At 70.4% G+C, this 17,195-nt stretch carries 16 protein-coding genes; 7 read left to right on the forward strand and 9 right to left on the reverse strand.

The annotated features are described in order from the left end of the window. Positions 1–184: 184 nt before the first annotated feature. The 4 genes from LOS78_RS17080 to tuf form a co-directional block, all read right to left on the reverse strand. Positions 185–598, reverse strand: a complete 414-nt coding sequence (locus LOS78_RS17080) for a GFA family protein (RefSeq protein ID WP_230377571.1) — start codon at positions 596–598, stop codon at positions 185–187. After that, a complete protein-coding gene (locus LOS78_RS17085; protein ID WP_230377572.1) occupies positions 595–987 on the reverse strand; it encodes a VOC family protein in 393 nt (130 codons plus the stop codon). Before LOS78_RS17085 ends, LOS78_RS17080 begins: the two co-directional genes overlap by 4 nt. Positions 988–1,038: 51 nt before the next feature. Beyond that, the gene (gene yghX, locus LOS78_RS17090; protein ID WP_230377573.1) at positions 1,039–1,929 is read right to left on the reverse strand and encodes a YghX family hydrolase; all 891 of its coding nucleotides are present in this window, start codon (positions 1,927–1,929) and stop codon (positions 1,039–1,041) included. Between the two features lie 302 nt (positions 1,930–2,231). After that, positions 2,232–3,407, reverse strand: coding sequence for an elongation factor Tu (gene tuf / locus LOS78_RS17095; protein ID WP_028713575.1), 1,176 nt, complete (start codon positions 3,405–3,407; stop codon positions 2,232–2,234). 209 nt (positions 3,408–3,616) lie between these two features. Between tuf and LOS78_RS17100 the strand changes: the two genes are divergently transcribed. Further along, a complete protein-coding gene (locus LOS78_RS17100) occupies positions 3,617–4,537 on the forward strand; it encodes a DUF533 domain-containing protein (protein ID WP_230377574.1) in 921 nt (306 codons plus the stop codon). On the opposite strand, the gene dinB is transcribed toward LOS78_RS17100, so the two are convergent. The 3 genes from dinB to LOS78_RS17115 are packed head-to-tail and all read right to left on the reverse strand — an operon-like array spanning position 4,528 to position 8,089. Beyond that, positions 4,528–5,622, reverse strand: coding sequence for a DNA polymerase IV (dinB, locus tag LOS78_RS17105; RefSeq protein ID WP_230377575.1), 1,095 nt, complete (start codon positions 5,620–5,622; stop codon positions 4,528–4,530). The two genes, LOS78_RS17100 and dinB, sit on opposite strands and share 10 nt — an antisense overlap. Beyond that, positions 5,619–6,350: a folate-binding protein YgfZ gene (locus LOS78_RS17110; protein WP_230377576.1), complete on the reverse strand. Its 732-nt coding sequence runs from the start codon at positions 6,348–6,350 to the stop codon at positions 5,619–5,621. The genes dinB and LOS78_RS17110 overlap by 4 nt, the downstream gene beginning before the upstream one ends. Next, entirely contained in the window at positions 6,350–8,089 is a 1,740-nt protein-coding gene (locus LOS78_RS17115; RefSeq protein ID WP_230377577.1) for an ABC transporter ATP-binding protein, read from the reverse strand. Before LOS78_RS17115 ends, LOS78_RS17110 begins: the two co-directional genes overlap by 1 nt. 283 nt (positions 8,090–8,372) lie before the next feature. Here LOS78_RS17115 and LOS78_RS17120 point away from each other — a divergent pair, with 283 nt between their 5' ends. From LOS78_RS17120 to LOS78_RS17140, 5 genes are all read left to right on the forward strand, one after another. Continuing rightward, complete coding sequence (locus LOS78_RS17120) at positions 8,373–9,545, forward strand: alanine--glyoxylate aminotransferase family protein (RefSeq protein WP_230377578.1); 1,173 nt, start codon at positions 8,373–8,375, stop codon at positions 9,543–9,545. A gap of 62 nt (positions 9,546–9,607) precedes the next feature. Continuing rightward, positions 9,608–10,675 (forward strand): siderophore-interacting protein, encoded by a 1,068-nt coding sequence (locus tag LOS78_RS17125; RefSeq protein WP_230377579.1) that lies wholly within the window; start codon positions 9,608–9,610, stop codon positions 10,673–10,675. 126 nt (positions 10,676–10,801) lie between these two features. Then, on the forward strand, positions 10,802–12,022 hold the full coding sequence (exbB, locus tag LOS78_RS17130) for a tonB-system energizer ExbB (protein WP_230377580.1): 1,221 nt from the start codon (positions 10,802–10,804) through the stop codon (positions 12,020–12,022). Between the two features lie 3 nt (positions 12,023–12,025). After that, positions 12,026–12,529, forward strand: coding sequence for a TonB system transport protein ExbD (gene exbD / locus LOS78_RS17135; RefSeq protein WP_028714079.1), 504 nt, complete (start codon positions 12,026–12,028; stop codon positions 12,527–12,529). Beyond that, the gene (locus tag LOS78_RS17140) at positions 12,526–13,374 is read left to right on the forward strand and encodes an energy transducer TonB (protein ID WP_230377581.1); all 849 of its coding nucleotides are present in this window, start codon (positions 12,526–12,528) and stop codon (positions 13,372–13,374) included. The genes exbD and LOS78_RS17140 overlap by 4 nt, the downstream gene beginning before the upstream one ends. 15 nt (positions 13,375–13,389) lie before the next feature. On the opposite strand, the gene LOS78_RS17145 is transcribed toward LOS78_RS17140, so the two are convergent. Both LOS78_RS17145 and LOS78_RS17150 read right to left on the reverse strand, forming a co-directional pair. Continuing rightward, positions 13,390–14,325 carry a hydrogen peroxide-inducible genes activator gene (locus LOS78_RS17145; RefSeq protein ID WP_036698892.1) on the reverse strand — a complete coding sequence of 312 codons (936 nt, stop codon included), beginning with the start codon at positions 14,323–14,325 and terminating at the stop codon, positions 13,390–13,392. Between the two features lie 106 nt (positions 14,326–14,431). Beyond that, complete coding sequence (locus LOS78_RS17150; protein ID WP_028714081.1) at positions 14,432–15,709, reverse strand: hemolysin family protein; 1,278 nt, start codon at positions 15,707–15,709, stop codon at positions 14,432–14,434. A 304-nt stretch (positions 15,710–16,013) separates the two neighbouring features. Here LOS78_RS17150 and LOS78_RS17155 point away from each other — a divergent pair, with 304 nt between their 5' ends. Beyond that, on the forward strand, positions 16,014–17,165 hold the full coding sequence (locus tag LOS78_RS17155) for a patatin-like phospholipase family protein (protein WP_028714082.1): 1,152 nt from the start codon (positions 16,014–16,016) through the stop codon (positions 17,163–17,165). Positions 17,166–17,195: the final 30 nt, after the last annotated feature.

Genomic DNA, 17,195 nt, shown 5'->3' on the forward strand with positions numbered 1-17,195 from the left:
TGACACCGTTCTCCTCTGCTGCGGCAGGCACCATAGCCGGATTTCGCCTCCGAGGCAACCGGGGCGGCGGTCGGGCCCGGGCGCGCGTGAGCCGGGGGGCTCTGCCCCCGCCCCTGCGGGGCTCCCCCGGGGTATTTGGAAAACAGAGAAGGTGCATTCGGCCCTTGCCGGCAGCGCGGTCGGGTTACAGGTGCCGGGTCTCGGGTGCCGGGTTCCACCAGGCGTCATGCGCCCCGTCGGCATGGAAGACCGGGGCGGCGATCAACTCGGCCTCGGGCACATCGTCCAGCGCGCTGACGCAGACCTGGACGAAGCGGCCGCCCATTTCCTCGATATCGCCCTCGGTCCAGAGGCGGGTGCCGCAGCGGGCGCAGAACATGTGGTGCATGTCCACCCCGTCCCGCTGCCGGCGCGGAGTTTCGGCCAGCATCCCGGTGCCGTGGGTGATGCGGAATCCCTCGGGGTCGGGCAGGCGCATCTCCCAATAGCGCATTTTGCGGCAGAAGCTGCAATTGCAGCGCATAGTGCCCTGCGACAGGTCGCCCTCGGCCTCGAAGCGGACGGCGCCGCAGAAGCAGGAGCCGCGATAGAGGGTCATGCCGGGTCTCCGTGATGGACCGCCTCGATATTGTTGCCGTCGGGGTCGAGCACGAAGGCGCCGTAATAGCCGGGATGGTATTCCGGCCGCAGCCCCGGCGCGCCGTTGTCGCGTGCCCCCGCGGCCAGCGCGGAGGCATGAAAGGCGTCCACCATGGCCCGGTCGGCCGCGGCAAAGGCGACATGGGTGCCGGTGACGGCCGGTCTGCCGCTGCCGATCCAGAAGAACGGCTTGCCCTCGCGGCCATAGCCCAAATGCGCGCCATGGCCGCCGGTCATCTCTTCGGTCACCTCCATCAGCAGCTCGATGCCCAGGGGCGCCAGGGCCCGGTCGTAGAAGGCGCGCGAGCGGGCCAGGTCCGAAACGGGAAATCCGATATGGTCGATCATGCGAAATCTCCTTTCCCGGCAAGCATCGCCCCGACCTGCTGACAGTTCGCGTCAGGAGAGCTTTTCGGCAAAGAAATCCAGCGTCCGCTGCCAGGCAAGTTCCGCCGCCGCCTCGTCGTAGCGCGGCGTGGTGTCGTTGTGGAAACCGTGCTGGGTGCCAGGATAGAAAAAGACCTGGTATTCCTTGCCGTGTTCCTGCAGCGCAGCCTCGTAGGCGGGCCAGCCCTCGTTCACGCCCTCGTCGTTCTCGGCATAATGCAGCATCAGCGGCGCCTGGATCTGCGCCGCTTCCTCGGGCCGGGGCTGGCGGCCGTAGAAGGGGACCGAGGCAGCCAGTTCGGGATAGGCCACCGCCAGCGCGTTGCAGACCCCGCCGCCATAGCAAAACCCGACCGCACCGACCTTGCCGGTGGCATCGGCATGGTCGCGCAGGAACTCGTGGGCGGCGAAGAAATCCTCCATCAGCTTGGCCGGGTCGAGGCTGGCCTGCATCTCGCGCCCCTCGTCGTCATTGCCCGGATAGCCGCCCAGCGGGCTCAGCCCGTCCGGTCCGAAGGCCAGGTAGCCCGCCTTGCCGAGCCGGCGCACCACATCCTCGATATAGGGGTTGAGCCCGCGATTTTCGTGCACCACCAGCACGGCGGGCAGCTTGCCCTGCGCCTCGGCCGGCCGCGCCATCAGCCCGCTGATGCGGCCGTTGCCCTTGGGACTGTCATAGCTCGCCGTCTCGGTGCGGATGGCGGGGTCGTCGGGCGGCACCTGCTGGGCCAAGGCGTAATTTGGCCTCAGCGCCTCGAAGATCGCGGCAGCGGTCATGCCCGCGGTGGCGAATTGCGCCGCCTGCAGCATGAAATCGCGCTTGCCGATCCGGCCATGCACATAGCCGTCAAAGATCTCCAAGATACGCGGATGAAAATCGGAAGCCTTCCTGCGTTCGTTCATCGCCCTCTCCCTTCCTGCTGACGAAAGGATAGCATGAAAAACCGCGCCCCGGCACCCGCCCGCGCGCCCCGCCCTGGGCCGCCCCCCGCGCCCTTCTTTCTTGCGCAAATATCCCGGGGTCCGGGGCAGAGCCCCGGAAAGCCCGCGCCGCCCCAGACGGCAAAGGCCGCCCCTCGCGGAGCGGCCTTCCTCATCGCGATATCCCGGCAGGGATCACCCGATGACGGTCCCGGAGCGCAAAGCCCGCGGCGCAAGGCAGCGCGGGCCTGCGCCCCGCCACCCGGCCGCCGCGGACCAGCCCGTCACTTCAGGATCTTCGACACCACGCCGGCGCCGACCGTGCGGCCGCCCTCGCGGATCGCGAAGCGCAGCTTCTCTTCCATCGCGATCGGCGCGATCAGCTCCACCGTGAACTTCAGGTTGTCGCCCGGCATCACCATCTCGGTGCCCTCGGGCAGACGAACCGTCCCGGTCACGTCCGTGGTCCGGAAATAGAACTGCGGACGATAGTTCGCGAAGAACGGCGTGTGCCGGCCGCCCTCTTCCTTGGTCAGGATATAGGCTTCGGCCTCGAACTCGGTATGCGGCGTCACCGAGCCGGGCTTCGCCAGCACCTGGCCGCGCTCCACCCCGTCGCGCTCCACGCCGCGCAGCAGCGCGCCGATGTTGTCGCCGGCCTCGCCGCGGTCCAGGAGCTTGCGGAACATCTCCACCCCGGTGCAGGTGGTCTTCTTCGTCGGGCGGATGCCGACGATCTCAAGCTCGTCGCCCACGTTCACCGCACCGCGCTCGACGCGGCCGGTCACCACCGTGCCCCGGCCCGAGATCGAGAACACGTCCTCGATCGGCATCAGGAACGGCTGGTCAACCGCGCGCTCGGGCGTCGGGATGTATTCGTCCACGGCGGCGATCAGCGCCCGGATCGAATCCTCGCCGATCTCCTTGTCGCGGCCTTCCAGCGCCGCCAGCGCCGAGCCCTTGATGATCGGGATGTCGTCGCCGGGATAGTCATAGGACGACAGCAGCTCGCGCACTTCCATCTCGACCAGTTCCAGCAGCTCCGGATCGTCCACCTGGTCGACCTTGTTCAGGTAGACGACCATGTAGGGGATGCCGACCTGGCGGCCCAGCAGGATGTGCTCGCGCGTCTGCGGCATCGGGCCGTCGGCCGCGTTCACCACCAGGATCGCGCCATCCATCTGCGCCGCGCCCGTGATCATGTTCTTCACGTAGTCCGCGTGGCCGGGGCAGTCCACGTGGGCGTAGTGCCGGTTCTCCGATTCGTATTCCACATGCGCGGTCGAGATCGTGATGCCACGCGCACGCTCCTCGGGGGCGCCGTCGATCTGGTCATAGGCCTTGAATTCACCAAAATACTTGGTGATCGCAGCCGTCAGCGTCGTCTTGCCGTGGTCAACGTGACCGATCGTCCCGATGTTGACGTGCGGTTTCGTCCGTTCAAACTTTGCCTTTGCCATCATGGCCTCCTATCGGGGGGGCCACCCGCGCGACAGCCCCCGTCGTGAAACATCCGCCGCGACTTATAATCGTGCCGGGGAAAAATCAAGGGCGCCCGGGCCTTTGCCGCGGCGCTGTGGCGATGGAACCGGAACCGGACGAATACGTTGGAATTGCGCAAAGAAGGCTGCCCGGCCCGGCGGCCCCGCAACGCTTTCGGAGGAACGAGATGAGCCTGATGAAATCCCTCGCCCGCGTCGCGGCCGGCGTGATGCTGGCCAAGGGGATCGGAACCATGATGAAGAACGCCCAGAACCGGCCGCAATCCGCCGGGGGACGGGGGTCTGGCGGGCTGCTCGACGAGCTGTTCGGCAGCAATACCGGCGGGGCCGGCAATCGATCGGCCGGCTCTGGCGGGCTGGGCGACATGCTCGGCCAGGTGCTGGGCGGACGCTCGGGCGGCGGCACCGCCTATGGCGGGCCGAACTCGCCCCGCCACACCGGCGCGGCGCAAGGCGGGCTGGGCGGATTGCTCGACCAGCTGACGGGCTCGCGCGGCGGTTCCGGCTCGGGCGGTGTCCTGGGCGGCGCGGCCGCCGGGGGCCTTGGCGGGATGCTGGGCGATCTGCTGGGCGGACGCGGCGCGCAGGCGCAGCAGGCACCCGGGCAGCCCCAGCCAGGCGCCGGCGGCTTGGCGCAGAAGGATGCCCAGCCGCAGAACGACGCCAGCTTCGGCGAACTTTTCAACGAGGCGCTGGCCAGCGGCGACGAGCCCTCGACCGCGCCCACGCCGGAACAGAACGCGCTGGCCGGGCTGATGCTGAAGGCGATGATCCAGGCCGCGAAATCCGACGGCGAGATCGACGAGAATGAAAAGGCCAAGCTGATGGACCAGTTCGGCGAGCTGGACGACGAGGAGCGCGCCTTCATCCGCGAGCAGATGGCCGCGCCGGTCGATGCCGCCGCCCTGGCCCGCGAGGTGCCGGAGGGCTTCGGGCCGCAGGTCTATCTGATGTCTCTGATGGCCATCGAACTCGACAACCGCAAGGAGGCCGAATACCTGCACACGCTGGCGCAGGGCCTCGGCCTCGACAAGGAGACGGTGAACGGCATCCACCAGAAGGTCGGCGTCATCAACCTTTACGCCTGATCGAACAGGCCCAGCTGGCGCGGCGGCTCGTCCTGCCGCGCCTCCTCCAGCCCCGACAGGGTGATGCCCAAGAGCCGCACGCCATGCGGATCGGCAAAGACCGGGGCCAGCAATTCGCAGGCCATCTCCAGCATCTCGTCGCGGCTTTCGACCGGGCGCGGCAGGGACCGGGCGCGGGTGATCTGGCGGAAATCGCCGTATTTCACCTTCAGCGTCACCGTCCGCCCGGCGCGGCCCGCATTCGCGGCATGGCGCCAGACCTTCTCGGCCAGCTCGGCCAGCGCCTCATGCGCGGCGGCCAGGTCGCGCAGGTCCTCGAAATAGGTGTTCTCGGCGCCGATGCTCTTGCGGATGCGGTTCGGCTTGACCTCGCGATGGTCGATGCCGCGGGCGATGTTCCAGTAATAGCTGCCCGACTTGCCGAAGCGCGCGGACAGGAATTCCAGGCTCTGCCGGGCCAGGTCGGCGCCGGTCAGGATGCCATGCGCCTCCATCCGCGCCGCCGTGGCCGGGCCGATGCCGTGAAAGCGGCCGATGGGGAGGCTTTGCACGAATTCCGCCCCGGCCTCGGGCGGGATCACGAACAGCCCGTCCGGCTTGCGCTGGTCCGAGGCCAGCTTGGCCAGGAACTTGTTGTAGCTGACCCCGGCCGAGGCGGTTAGCCCGGTCGCCTGCCGGATGCGCGCCCGGATCTCTTGCGCGATGCGGGTCGCGGTGCGGCCGTCGAGATGGTCGGTCAGGTCCAGATAGGCCTCGTCCAGCGACAGCGGCTCGACCAGCGGGGTGTATTCGGCAAAGATCGCCCGCACCTGCTGGCTGACGGCGCGATAGACGTCGAAGCGCGGCTTCACGAAGATCAGGGCCGGGCAAAGCCGCATCGCCCGCATCGAGGGCATGGCCGAGCGCACGCCGAAGCGGCGCGCCTCGTAGCTGGCCGCCGCCACCACGCCGCGCTGGATGCCCCCCACCGCGACCGGACGCCCGCGCAGCTCGGGATTGTCGCGCTGCTCGACCGAGGCATAGAAGGCGTCCATGTCCACATGCACGATGCGGCGGACGCGCTCCCCGGCCGGCCCGGTCGTCATGGGATGATGCGGGCGCCCCCCGCCGTCAGCCCACCCCCGTCAGAAAAGGGGCCCATGCGGTCGAAGCGCATATGGGCGATGGCGCGCCCGCCGGACTGGGTGAAGAGCGTGCCTGCCTCGCGCCCGTCCGCCATCAGGATCGGCGTGCCGACGGGTGCGGCGCCCTCGATCCCGACCGTCACCAGCCCCTTGCGCAGTTCGGTCTTGTGCTTCATCCGCGCCGTGACCTCCTGCCCGACATAGCAGCCCTTGCGGAAATCGACGCCATGCAGGCGCTCGAACCCGGCTTCCAGGATGAAGGTCTCGTTCGGGATCAGCTCGATCAGGGTTTCGGGGATGCAATGCGCGACCCGGATGGCATCCCAGTCGGTACCGTCGTCGCCCTGCCCGCCATAAAGCCGCCAGCCAAGCGCCGGATGCCGGGGGTCGGCGATGGCGGCATCGGGCATCTCGCCGATGCCGCGGGCGACGGTCAGGTCGGTCGGCTCCAGCGCGACCTTCGAGCGCAGCTTGTACATCGACAGCCGCCGGAGCAGGTCGTCGGCCAGCCGCGCATCGACATCGACCAGCAGCCGCCCGCCGTCCGGCACCACCAGGAAATCGGCCAGATACTTGCCCTGCGGCGTCAAGAGCGCCGCCCAGGCCGGCACCTCGCCCACCTTGTTCGTCACCAGCCCCTGCAGGAACTCGACCCGATCCTCGCCCGAGACCGCCAGAATGCGCCGCATCACGTCTCTCCGAATTGCAGTTTGACCAGGGCCGCATAGGCGCCGCCCCGGGCCATAAGCTGGTCGTGATCGCCCTCCTCGACAACCCTGCCCTGATCCATCACCACGATCTTGTCCGCCTGCCGCACGGTCGAGAGCCTGTGCGCGATGACCAGCGTGGTGCGCCCCGCGGAAAGCTCGTCCAGCGCCTGCTGCACCAGCCGTTCGCTTTGCGCGTCCAGCGCGCTGGTCGCCTCGTCCAGAAGCAGGATCGGCGCGTTGCGCAGCACGGCGCGGGCAATGGCCACGCGCTGGCGCTGCCCGCCCGACAGGGCCGAGCCGCGCGGCCCGGCCGGCGTGTCCAGCCCCAGGGGCAGCGCATCGGTGAAATCCGCGACATGGGCGGCGACGATGGCGCGGCGCAGCGCCTCGTCGTCCTGCTCGCGGCCCAGCAGGATGTTCTCGCGCAGCGTCTCGTCGAACAGCGCCGCATCCTGGCTGACGGTCGAGAACTGGTCGCGCAGCACCCCCAGGTCATAATCCCGCAAGGCCACGCCGCCCAGGGTGATCTGCCCCGATTCGGGATCGATCAGCCGGGTCAGCAGGTTGAAGACGGTGGATTTCCCCGCCCCCGACGGCCCGACCAGCGCCGTGGTCTGGCCCGCCTCGGCGGTAAAGCTCAGCCCGTTCAGCACCGGGTGGTCGTCATAGGCCAGCCGCACGTCCTCAAAGCGGATCGTGGTGTCGGGCGGCGGCTCGCGCCGCGGGCCCGAGGTGATGGCCGGCCGCATGTCCAGCACCGCGTAGATGCGCTCCAGGCTCGCCGCCGCGATCTGCCAGGTGCCGGTCAAGGCCCCCAGCCGGCGCAGCGGCTGAAAGGCCAGCGCCATGGCGGTGAAGAAGGACATGAAATCGCCGACCGTGCGCTCACCCCGCGTCACCTCGGCCCCGCCAAGCGCCAGCACGCCGACGAAGCCCAGCCCGGTCACCACATCGACCAGCGCCGGCACGGTGGCGCCGATGCCGGACATCTTGACCTCGGCCTGGCGGATGCGGGCGACGATCTGGGAAAAGCGGCTGGCCTGGTAATCCTCCATGCGGTTCAGCTTGACGGCGTTGATGCCGTGCAGCACCTCGTCCAGCCGGGTGGCGCGCTGGCTGGCATTGACGCGGTTCTGCCGCATCTTGCGCCGGATGTAGCGCTGCACCAGCACGGTGGGGAGGATCAGCAGCGGCGCGCCGACCAGCGCCGCCATGGTCCACCACGGGTCCACGGCCAGCGCCACCGCGAACAGCGACACCAGCGACACCATGTCCCGCCCCGCGCCCGAGATGAAGGTGGACCACACACCCTGCACGGCGATGGAATCGCCCTGCACCCGCTCGATCAGCGCGCCGGGCGGGTTCTGCTGGAAGAAGCCGCTGTCCAGCACCATGATATGGCGCAGCATGTCGCTCTGCATCGTGGTCGAAACCGCCAGCGAGACCGAGGTCATCAGGCTGCGGTTGATGACGAAGGTCGCGGCGCGGATCAGGAACAGCGCGAAGATCGCGCCGCCCACCCACCAGATCGCATCGGTGTCGCCGCCGACGAAGACCCGGTCGAACAGCGGCTTCAGCATCCAGCTGAGCAGGCCCAGGGTCGAGCCCTCGACGATCAGGAACAGCAGCGCCAGCAGGATGCGCCCGGAATAGGGATGCAGATAGTCGCGCCACATGCGGGCGAACAGATTGGCCGTCCTGTGAATCCTGTCCGCCATCGCGCCCCCGGGAATTCGGTCCGGCCAAGGGATAAGCCGCAAGCCGCGCGGGGGCAACCCGCCGCCCTCCCCTGCCCGCCACCCCCGCCGCCGTCCTCGCCGCCTTCGCCGCCATCGATGCCTCGGCCGCCTGCCCCTGCCCTTGCGCTTCACCGTTTTCCAAATACTCCTGCGACCGTGCGGGCCGGCCCCGGCACCGCCGCCTCGCCCGGCCCGCGCGCGCCCCGTTGACCTCGCGCAGGGGCCGTCCTACCGATGGCGGGTCATCAGAAAGGCATCCTCCATGAGCTTTGCCCAAGGCGCCGCCGTCCTTGCCATTCCCGGCCCCTCGCCCGTCCCCGACCGCGTGCTGCGCGCCATGCACCGCCCCTCGCCCGATATCTACGGCCCGGATCTGGCGGCCGAGAATCAGGCCATGATCGCCGGGCTGAAACGGCTGGCCGGCACCGCGGGCCATGTCGCGCCCTATATCGGCAACGGCCATGCCGGCTGGGAGGCGGCGAATGTCAACCTGCTCGACCGGGGCGAACGGGCCCTGGCGCTGGTCTCGGGCCATTTCGGCCGCAGCTGGGCCGCCTCGGCCCGGGCGCTGGGGATCGAGGTCGAGGAGCTGGATTTCGGCCTCGCGCCCCCCGACCCGCAGCGGCTGGCCGACCGGCTGGCGCAGGACCGCGAAGGGCGGATCCGCGCGGTGCTGGTCTGCCAGGTCGATACCGCAAGCTCGGCCCGCGCCGACATTCCCGCCCTGCGCGCGGCCATGGGCGGCCATCCGGCCTTCCTGGCCGTCGATGCCATCGCCTCGCTGGGCTGCGAGCCGATGCGGATGGACGAATGGGGCGTCGACCTGCTGGTCGCGGCCAGCCAGAAGGGGCTGATGGTGCCGCCGGGGCTGGCCTTCGTCTGGTTCTCGGACCGGGTCAAGGCGCGGGGACGCAGCGGCCTTGCCACGCCCTATTGGGACTGGACCCCGCGCGCCGAGGCGCAGGAGCTGTGGCAGTTCTGGGGCGGCACGCCGCCGGTCCAGCACATCTTCGGTCTGAACGAGGCGCTGCGCATGCTGCTGGACGAGGAGACCCTGCCCGCCGCCTGGGCCCGGCACGACGGACTGGCGCGGGCCACCTGGGCGGCGCTGGACCGCTGGGGCGCCGGCCATCCCGGCATCGGCCCGCTGATCGGCGATCCCGCCGGCCGCGCCCGCTCGGTCACCGCGGCCCGCCTGACGAATGCCAGCGCGCTGCGCGAATGGACCGCGGCCAGGACGGGGGTGACGCTGGGCATCGGCCTTGGCGCGCCCAATCCCGACAACGCGCTGCGCATCGCCCATATGGGCCATGCCAATGCCCATCAGCTGCTGGGCGTGCTGGCGGCGATCGAGGCCGGGATGACCGCGCTGGCCATCCCGCACGGCCCGGGCGCGCTGGAGGCGGCGGCGGCCGAAATCGCCCGGCTGGCCTGAACCGCCTTGAAGCGCCGGGCCGGATCCCCGACCTTTCCGGGGTAAGGCACGAAAGGCGACCGATGCGCATCACCCCCCTGCCCGAGTTCCAGTCCGAATCCCTGCTGCCCGGCCAGGACTTCGCGCCCATCGAGCGGCTGATCCGAGACAAGGCCCGGGAACACGGGCTGGACCTGCATACCGGTCACGGCCGCTCGATCTGGTGCGAGGTCGGGATGGGCGAGTTCGGCGCCCGCAAGCGCGGCGACGGCGTGCTGGTCTTTGCCCGGGCGCATCGCGCCGAATGGCTGGGCGCGATGCAGCAGGCGATCTCGGACCATCTGGCGCAGCACCTGCCGGCCGCGGCGGCGGCGTTGCGCTGGCCCTCGGCCGGGGATGCGGGCCGGCTGCCCGACAATTTCAGCCTGGCCCGCGTCGTGGGCGCCGAACCGCTCTGCCCCGATTTCCTGCGCCTGCGACTGGCCGCGCCCGACCTGCACCGGCTCGCCGGCGCGGATTCGATGCATTTCCGGCTGGTGCTGCCCCGGCCCGGGGACGCGGCGCCGGAATGGCCGCATATCGGCGCCAGCGGCCAGATCGTCTGGCCCAGGGGCGACAAGGCGCTGCACCGGCCGGTCTATACCGTGCGCCGCATCGATGCCGAAGCCGGCTGGCTCGACCTGGACATCTTCGACCATGCCGGCGGCCGGGCGGCGGCCTGGGCGCGCCGCGCCCGGCCCGGCCAGCGCCTCGGCCTCGCCGGTCCCAGCGGCGGCGGCATCCCGCAGGCCGGGCGGCTGGTCCTGGCCGGGGACGAGACCGCCTATCCCGCCCTTGCCCGCATCCTCGAATCGCAGGCAGGCAAGGCGGACGGCGAGGTGTTCCTGCTCGGCGCCCGCGCCGACTACCCCCTGCCCCGGCCAAAGGGCTTCCGCCTGCGCCACCTGCCGGGCGGGACCGCGGCCCTCGGCGCGCTGCTGCGGGCCGAACCGCCGCCCCGCGACAGCTATCTGTGGATGGCGGCAGAAAAATCCGGCATCGCCGCCCTGCGCGCCCTGCTCTTGCAGGAACTGGGCCACGACAAGGCCCGCAGCCATCTGGCGGCCTACTGGTCGGCAGAAAGCCCGGCGGACCGCCCGAGGAATAGTTGACAATTTTACCTTGGTGATCGATACGAACCTCGAACCGCGGCCAAAGGGTCGGCGGCACGCCCTTTGCCATGTGCCACGCCCCAGCAAGATGCGGACGGACCGAATGCCGGAACTACAAGGATCGCCATGACTCACCTGTCGCTGCCGCGCCACCGCGCGGGGACCGCCGTCGCATTGACCTGCCTGCTGCTCGGCATGCCGCTCTCGGCGCAGGAAAGCGCCCCCGACAGCCAGCCCGGCCCGGCACCGCAGGTCCAGACCCAGCCGGCCAGCCCCGCCGCGCCGGAAACCGCCCCGTCGGGAACCGCCACCCCGGAAACCGCTGCGCCCGAAGCGGCCGCGCCCCAGACGGCGGCGCCGGAGTCCCCCGGTCCGGCCAGCCCCGCCGCGCCTGAACCCGCAGCGCCTGAACCCGCAGCGCCGGCGGCCTCGACCCCCGCCGCAGAGGCGCCCGCACCGGCCGCGACCACGCCGGAAGCCGCCGGCGGCCAGACCGCTCCAGCCGCTGATCTCGTCCCGGCGGCGCCTGCGACCGCTCCGGCGGCAGCGACCGAAGCCCAGGCCCCCCCGGCGAGCGAGGCCCAGCCCATCGGCTCGGGCCTGCTGCCGCAATCGGTGCAGGACATGCTGACCCCGGCCGAGCGCGATCCGAACCTGCCGCATGACCTGTCGCCGATGGGCATGTTCCTGGCCGCCGACTGGGTGGTGAAGGCGGTGATGATCGGGCTGGCCTTCGCCTCGGTCGTGACCTGGACCGTCCTGGTCGCCAAGATGCTGGAACTGATGGGCGCCACGAACCGCGCGCAATCCGGCATCCGCCGCATCGAGGACGCGGCCAGCCTGCCCGCCGCGCTGGCCTCGGCCGGCAACCGCCGCGACCCGGTCTCGCGCATGATCCGCGCCGCCGCCGCCGAATACGACCGCTCGGTCCCGGCCCTGGAGCAGGCCGGCGACGCCGGCGTCAAGGAACGCGTCGATTCGCATCTGGACCGCATCGAGGCCATCGCCGGCCGCCGCATGAGCCGGGGCACCGGCGTGCTGGCCACCATCGGCTCGACCGCGCCCTTCGTCGGCCTGTTCGGCACCGTCTGGGGCATCATGAACAGCTTCATCGGCATCTCGCAGGCGCAGACCACCAACCTGGCCGTCGTGGCGCCGGGCATCGCCGAGGCGCTGCTGGCCACCGCCCTCGGCCTGGTCGCCGCCATCCCGGCCGTGGTGATCTACAACGTCTTCGCCCGCGCCATCACCGGCTACCGGCTGCGGCTGGCCAATGCCGCCGCCGGGGTCAAGCGCCTTGTCAGCCGCGACCTCGATTTCCGCGGCCCCCGGCGCGCGGAGGTCTGAACCATGGCCGGCGGCATCCGCGAGACCCAAGGCGACGATCTGGTCGAGAACCACGAGATCAACGTCACCCCCTTCATTGACGTCATGCTGGTGCTGCTGATCATCTTCATGGTGGCGGCGCCGCTGGCCACGGTGGATGTGAACGTGGACCTGCCCGTGTCGAACGCGACCCCCGCCAAACGGCCCGACCAGCCGGTCTATGTCACGGTCAAGCCCGACCTGACGCTGGCCATCGGCAATGAGGACGTCCCCGCCGGCGGGCTGGGCGCGGCGCTGGCCGCCGCCACCGAGAACAACCGCGAGGAGCGCATCTTCCTGCGTGCGGACCGCGACGTGTCCTATGGCGACCTGATGGGGGTGATGAACACCCTGCGCGAGACCGGCTATCTGAAGATCGCGCTGGTCGGGCTGGAGGCCGCGCCGCCCGCCGAGTCAGCCGCGGCCGGCGCCGGGGCGCCGACGCAGACCGCCTCCACCCCGGCAAGCGGAGGAGCCGCGACGCCATGAGCTGGACCCCCTCTCCCGCCCTGCGCGAAGGCGCGCTCTGGGGCACCGCCGCAGTGGTGGTGCTGGCCGCGCATCTGGGCGGCGGGCTGTGGATCATGCAGCGCGCCGAGGCCGCCGCGCCGCCGGGCCTGCCCGACCCGGTCTTCGTCGATCTGGCACCGATGCCCGAAGCCGCCGCGCCCGAGGACGAGTTCGAGATGCCCGAGATGGCCGAAACCGAGCCGGAGCCCGAACCAGAGCCGGAGCCAGAGCCGGAACCGGAGCCCGAACCCGAGCTCGCCATGCCGCCGCTGCAGGAGCTCGAGCCGCTCGCGGACATGAATTCGCTGTTCCCGCCGCCACCCGACGCGGTGGTGCTGCAGAAATCCGAGCGCCCGCCGGAACGCCCCGAGCGCGAGCCGGAGCCCGAGCCGAAGGTGGTGGAAAAGCAGCCCGAACCGAAAAAGCGCGAGAAGAAGGAAAAGGCCCCCGAGCAGCAGCCCTCCCGCCAGGCCGCGACCCAGGTCCGGGCACCGCAATCCGAACGCACCGCCGCGCCGCAGACCCAGGCGGGCACGCCCAGCCCGCGGCAGGTGGCCAACTGGCAGTCCAAGGTGCAGGCCGCCGTGGCGCGGCACATGCAGCGCACCCGCTTCACCGGCCGCGGCGCCTCGGTGACCGTCACGGTGCGTTTCAGCGTCGATCCCAGCGGCCGCGTGGCCGGGGCGCAGCTGGCCAACTCGACCGGCGACGCCAGGATCGACGCGGCACTGAGCCGGCAGGCATCGAGCATGCCGCGCATGCCGGCCCCGCCCTCGGGCAAGACCACCGCGCTGGTGCTGCCGGTCAAGATCGTGTTGCGCTGACCGGCCGATGCCGGCTCATTCCGGGCCGGGCAAGGCGATCGGCTCGACCCCCAGCACCGGCGCGAGGCCGCGCACCACCGCGGCCAGCGCCCTGGCATCCGTTCCCGCCTCGGCATTGCGCCGCCAGACCACCGCCAGATCGCGCGAGGGCGCGGGCTCGGCAAAGGGCACGATGCGCAGCCGCCCGTCGCGGTTCTCGTCGGCCAGCGCCAGCCGCGGGATCAGCGTCATGCCCATGCCGCTGGCCACCATCCGCATCAGCGTCGCCATCGAGGCCGCTTCGAGGTTCAGCTTGCGGCGCGGGCTGCGCATGCCGCAGACCTCCAGCGCCTGATCGCGCAGACAATGACCGTCGGCCAGCAGCAGCAGCCGCTCGGCCTCGATGCTTTCCGGGCGGGCGGGACCGGACAGGAAGGTCGTATCATCCTCGGACAGCGCGATCAGAAAGGCGTCGCGCAGCACCGGCTCGGCCTCGATCCCGGCCTCGCCCGCGGGCAGGGCCATGATCCCCGCATCGAAACGGTGGCTCAGCACGCCCGCGACCAGATCGTCGGTCACCACCTCGTGCAGTTCCAGGTCCAGCGCGGGATGGCGGTCGCGCAGCGCCGGCACCAGATGCGGGATCAGATAGGGCGCGACCGTCGGGATGATCGCCAGCCGCAGCCGCCCCGACAGCGCCGAGCGGCCGGCCCGCGCCAGCGCGTCCAGCCGCTTGGCGGTGTCGATCAACTCTTGCGCCACCGGCAAGAGCCGCTCTCCCAGCGCGGTCAGCCGCACCGGCCCTGCCCCGGCCCCGCGCTCGAACAGCGCCCCGCCCAGCCGGGCCTCGAGCTGGGCGATCTGGCTCGACAGGCCCGGCTGCGAGACATGCACCGTCTCGGCGGCGCGGCCGAAATTGCCCAGCCGCGCGACGGCAAGAAAATAGGTGATCTGGCGCAGGGTGAAGTTCATAATTCCTGATTATCACCGTGTAGGGCAATCACAAGCACCGATTCTAAACCGGCGCCCGGGCCGGGAAAGCCGGAGCCGCGGACCGGGGCGGACCGGTGGGGCGAGATCAGCCCGGCTGGCGCTGCACCAGCAGCTTGTCGATGCGGCGGCCGTCCATGTCCACCACCTCGATGCGCCAGCCCTGCCAGTCCACGCGGTCGCCGGCCTGCGGCAGCCGCCCGGCCAGGTCCAGCACCAGCCCGGCCACGGTGGAGAAGTCGTGATCCTCGTCCAGCGGCAGCGAAAGGCGGTCGGCGAATTCGTCGACCGGCATCCAGCCGGCGACCAGCAGGCTGCCGTCCTCGCGCTCGACCAGCTTCGGCTCGTCGTCGGAAAAGCCGGCGAATTCGCCGGTGATCGCCTCCAGCACGTCCATGGGCGTCACCACGCCCTCGAAATGGCCGTATTCGTCATAGACCAGCAGCATCTGCCCAGGCGCGGCGCGCAGCCGGCTGATGACCTCGGGCGCGTCCATGGTCTCGGGGATGATCGGGGCGGGCTGCATGACCTCGCGCAGGTCCACCGCCTCGGCCCGGCTCTGCGACATCAGGTCCACGCTGGCGATCACCCCGATCAGGTTGTTCGGATCGCCGTCGCTGACCGGCAGGCGGGTGCGGCGACTGTCGCGGAACTTGCGCGCCATCTCCTCCCAGCTGTCGCCGACATCGATCGCCTCGATGTCGCGCCGGGGCGTCATCAGCCCGCGCGCGCTGCGGTCGGCGATGCGCATGACGCCGGCGATCATCTCGGTCTCGGCGCGATGCATGACACCGGCCGTCTCGGCCTCCGAGATGACCAGCTTGATCTCCTCGTCGCTGATGGTCTGGCGGTCCTGGCCCGATTGCCCCAGCGCCGCCAGCACCAGCTTGCCGGACCGGTCGAGCAGCCAGACCAGCGGCGCCGCCCCGCGCGAGATGGCGTGCATCAGCGGCGCGACCCGGGCAGCGACCCGCTCGGGCGCCTTCAGCGCCAGCTGCTTGGGCACCAGTTCGCCCACGATCAGCGACAGATAGGTGATCGCCACCACCACGCCGCCCATGCCGAGCGGCTGCGCCAGCGAGGCCGGCACGCCCCAGCCCGGCAGCGCCGCCGCCAGCCGCGCCCCCAGCGTCGCACCGGAAAAGGCCCCGGACAGCACGCCGACCAGCGTGATGCCGATCTGGACCGAGGACAGGAAGCGCCCCGGATCCTCGCCCAGCTGCAAGGCGGTGGCGGCACCCCGGTCGCCGCGCTCGGCCAGCACCTTCAGCCGCGCCGGGCGGGCCGAGACGATGGCCAGCTCGGACATGGCCAGAAGCCCGTTCAGCAGGGTCAGGACAAAAACAACAAGGATTTCGATCCACATCGAAGGGAGCTCGCTCGGGTCAGGGCAATGCCGGAAGGTGGCGCGGGCGCAGCGGGCTGCGCCGGTCGGAAGGGGCATCGGTCATGCGCGTGTCGGCATCTGGCTCCGGCTGTGTCATGCCCCACTATATCGGCTGCCGCCGCCGTGGCAATCGCCGAAGCCGCCACCGCGCCGGACGCAACGTCACCCCCCGCGCCAATCCCGAATTCGAGAGATTTTTTCTTTCGTCTTATTGGCCGTTATGGAAATTTTCATTCCCGGGGCATAGCGTGACAAGAATCACTGTATGCGTAACGAGGGGCAAATGAAGGACAGATCCGAGGAAACACCGGAAAAAATTGTTCTGGTCCTTCAGGGCGGCGGGGCCCTGGGGGCGTTTCAGGCCGGCGCCTACGAGGCGCTTTGCCGTGCGGGGCAGGAACCGGAATGGCTGGCCGGCATCTCGATCGGCTCGATCAACGCCGCGCTGATCGCCGGCAACCGGCCCGGCCAGCGGCTCGCGGCGCTGCGCCAGTTCTGGGAAGGGGTGACGGGCGCGCCCTGGCTGCTCGGCGCCTGTTTCGAGGGCGGGCCGCTGCACGACCCGATGCGCGCCTTCTGCAACGAAAGCCGCGCCGCTCTGACCACGATGCTGGGCGCGCCGGGCTTCTTCCGCCCGCGCATGCCGGACATGTTCTCGTTCCTGCCCGGGCTGATGCGGCAGACCAGCTGGTATGACACCACGCCGCTGCGGGACACGCTGCTGCACCTGATCGATTTCGACTATCTCAATGGCGAGGGCCCGCGCCTGTCCGTCGGCGCGGTGGATGTCGAGACCGGCAACTTCACCTGTTTCGACAGCCGCGAGACGCGCATCTCCGTCGATCACATCATGGCCTCGGGCGCGCTGCCGCCGGGCTTTCCCGCGGTCGAGATCGACGGCCGGCAATATTGGGACGGCGGGCTGGTGTCGAACTCGCCGCTGCAATTCGTGCTGGCGACGCCCAGCAACCGGCCGCTCTGCATCTATCAGGTGGACCTCTACCCCTCGCGCGACATCCTGCCGCGCAACATGGCCCAGGTCGAGCAGCGCGAACGCGAGATCCGCTTTTCCAGCCGCACCCGGCTGAACACCGACGATTTCCGCATCCGCCATGCGCTGGCCAGCGCCGCGCGCCGGCTGCACGGCCGCCTGCCGGTCGAGCTGCGCGACGACCCCGACCTCGCCATGCTGATCGAGGCCGGCCCCGCCCATCCAGTCAGCCTGATGCACCTGATCTATCGCCATGCCGATTACGAAAGCGCATCCAAGGATTACGAGTTCTCGCGCCTGTCGATGCTGGACCATTGGCGCGACGGGCTGCGCGACGCGGAACAGTCGCTGCGCGACCCCCGCTGGACCGAGCGGCAGGTGCCCGAGGACGGGCTGATGGTCTTCGACCGCAACGACCCGCACCGGCAGGACACCGCGGTCTGAACCCGGGGCGGCACCGGCGGGAAAGCCGGC

The organism is Paracoccus sp. MA (assembly GCF_020990385.1).
Taxonomy (GTDB): domain Bacteria; phylum Pseudomonadota; class Alphaproteobacteria; order Rhodobacterales; family Rhodobacteraceae; genus Paracoccus.

What these genes read in the sequence shown, in the direction of transcription:
- LOS78_RS17115 (WP_230377577.1), bottom strand. Translation starts at nt 8,089, where the DNA reads ATGGCGGACAGGATTCACAGGACGGCCAATCTGTTCGCCCGCATGTGG.
- LOS78_RS17110 (WP_230377576.1), bottom strand. Translation starts at nt 6,350, where the DNA reads ATGCGGCGCATTCTGGCGGTCTCGGGCGAGGATCGGGTCGAGTTCCTG.
- LOS78_RS17085 (WP_230377572.1), bottom strand. Translation starts at nt 987, where the DNA reads ATGATCGACCATATCGGATTTCCCGTTTCGGACCTGGCCCGCTCGCGC.
- tuf (WP_028713575.1), bottom strand. Translation starts at nt 3,407, where the DNA reads ATGGCAAAGGCAAAGTTTGAACGGACGAAACCGCACGTCAACATCGGG.
- LOS78_RS17100 (WP_230377574.1), top strand. Translation starts at nt 3,617, where the DNA reads ATGAGCCTGATGAAATCCCTCGCCCGCGTCGCGGCCGGCGTGATGCTG.
- dinB (WP_230377575.1), bottom strand. Translation starts at nt 5,622, where the DNA reads ATGACGACCGGGCCGGCCGGGGAGCGCGTCCGCCGCATCGTGCATGTG.
- LOS78_RS17125 (WP_230377579.1), top strand. Translation starts at nt 9,608, where the DNA reads ATGCGCATCACCCCCCTGCCCGAGTTCCAGTCCGAATCCCTGCTGCCC.
- LOS78_RS17140 (WP_230377581.1), top strand. Translation starts at nt 12,526, where the DNA reads ATGAGCTGGACCCCCTCTCCCGCCCTGCGCGAAGGCGCGCTCTGGGGC.
- exbB (WP_230377580.1), top strand. Translation starts at nt 10,802, where the DNA reads ATGACTCACCTGTCGCTGCCGCGCCACCGCGCGGGGACCGCCGTCGCA.
- exbD (WP_028714079.1), top strand. Translation starts at nt 12,026, where the DNA reads ATGGCCGGCGGCATCCGCGAGACCCAAGGCGACGATCTGGTCGAGAAC.
- LOS78_RS17155 (WP_028714082.1), top strand. Translation starts at nt 16,014, where the DNA reads ATGAAGGACAGATCCGAGGAAACACCGGAAAAAATTGTTCTGGTCCTT.
- yghX (WP_230377573.1), bottom strand. Translation starts at nt 1,929, where the DNA reads ATGAACGAACGCAGGAAGGCTTCCGATTTTCATCCGCGTATCTTGGAG.
- LOS78_RS17120 (WP_230377578.1), top strand. Translation starts at nt 8,373, where the DNA reads ATGAGCTTTGCCCAAGGCGCCGCCGTCCTTGCCATTCCCGGCCCCTCG.
- LOS78_RS17150 (WP_028714081.1), bottom strand. Translation starts at nt 15,709, where the DNA reads ATGTGGATCGAAATCCTTGTTGTTTTTGTCCTGACCCTGCTGAACGGG.
- LOS78_RS17080 (WP_230377571.1), bottom strand. Translation starts at nt 598, where the DNA reads ATGACCCTCTATCGCGGCTCCTGCTTCTGCGGCGCCGTCCGCTTCGAG.
- LOS78_RS17145 (WP_036698892.1), bottom strand. Translation starts at nt 14,325, where the DNA reads ATGAACTTCACCCTGCGCCAGATCACCTATTTTCTTGCCGTCGCGCGG.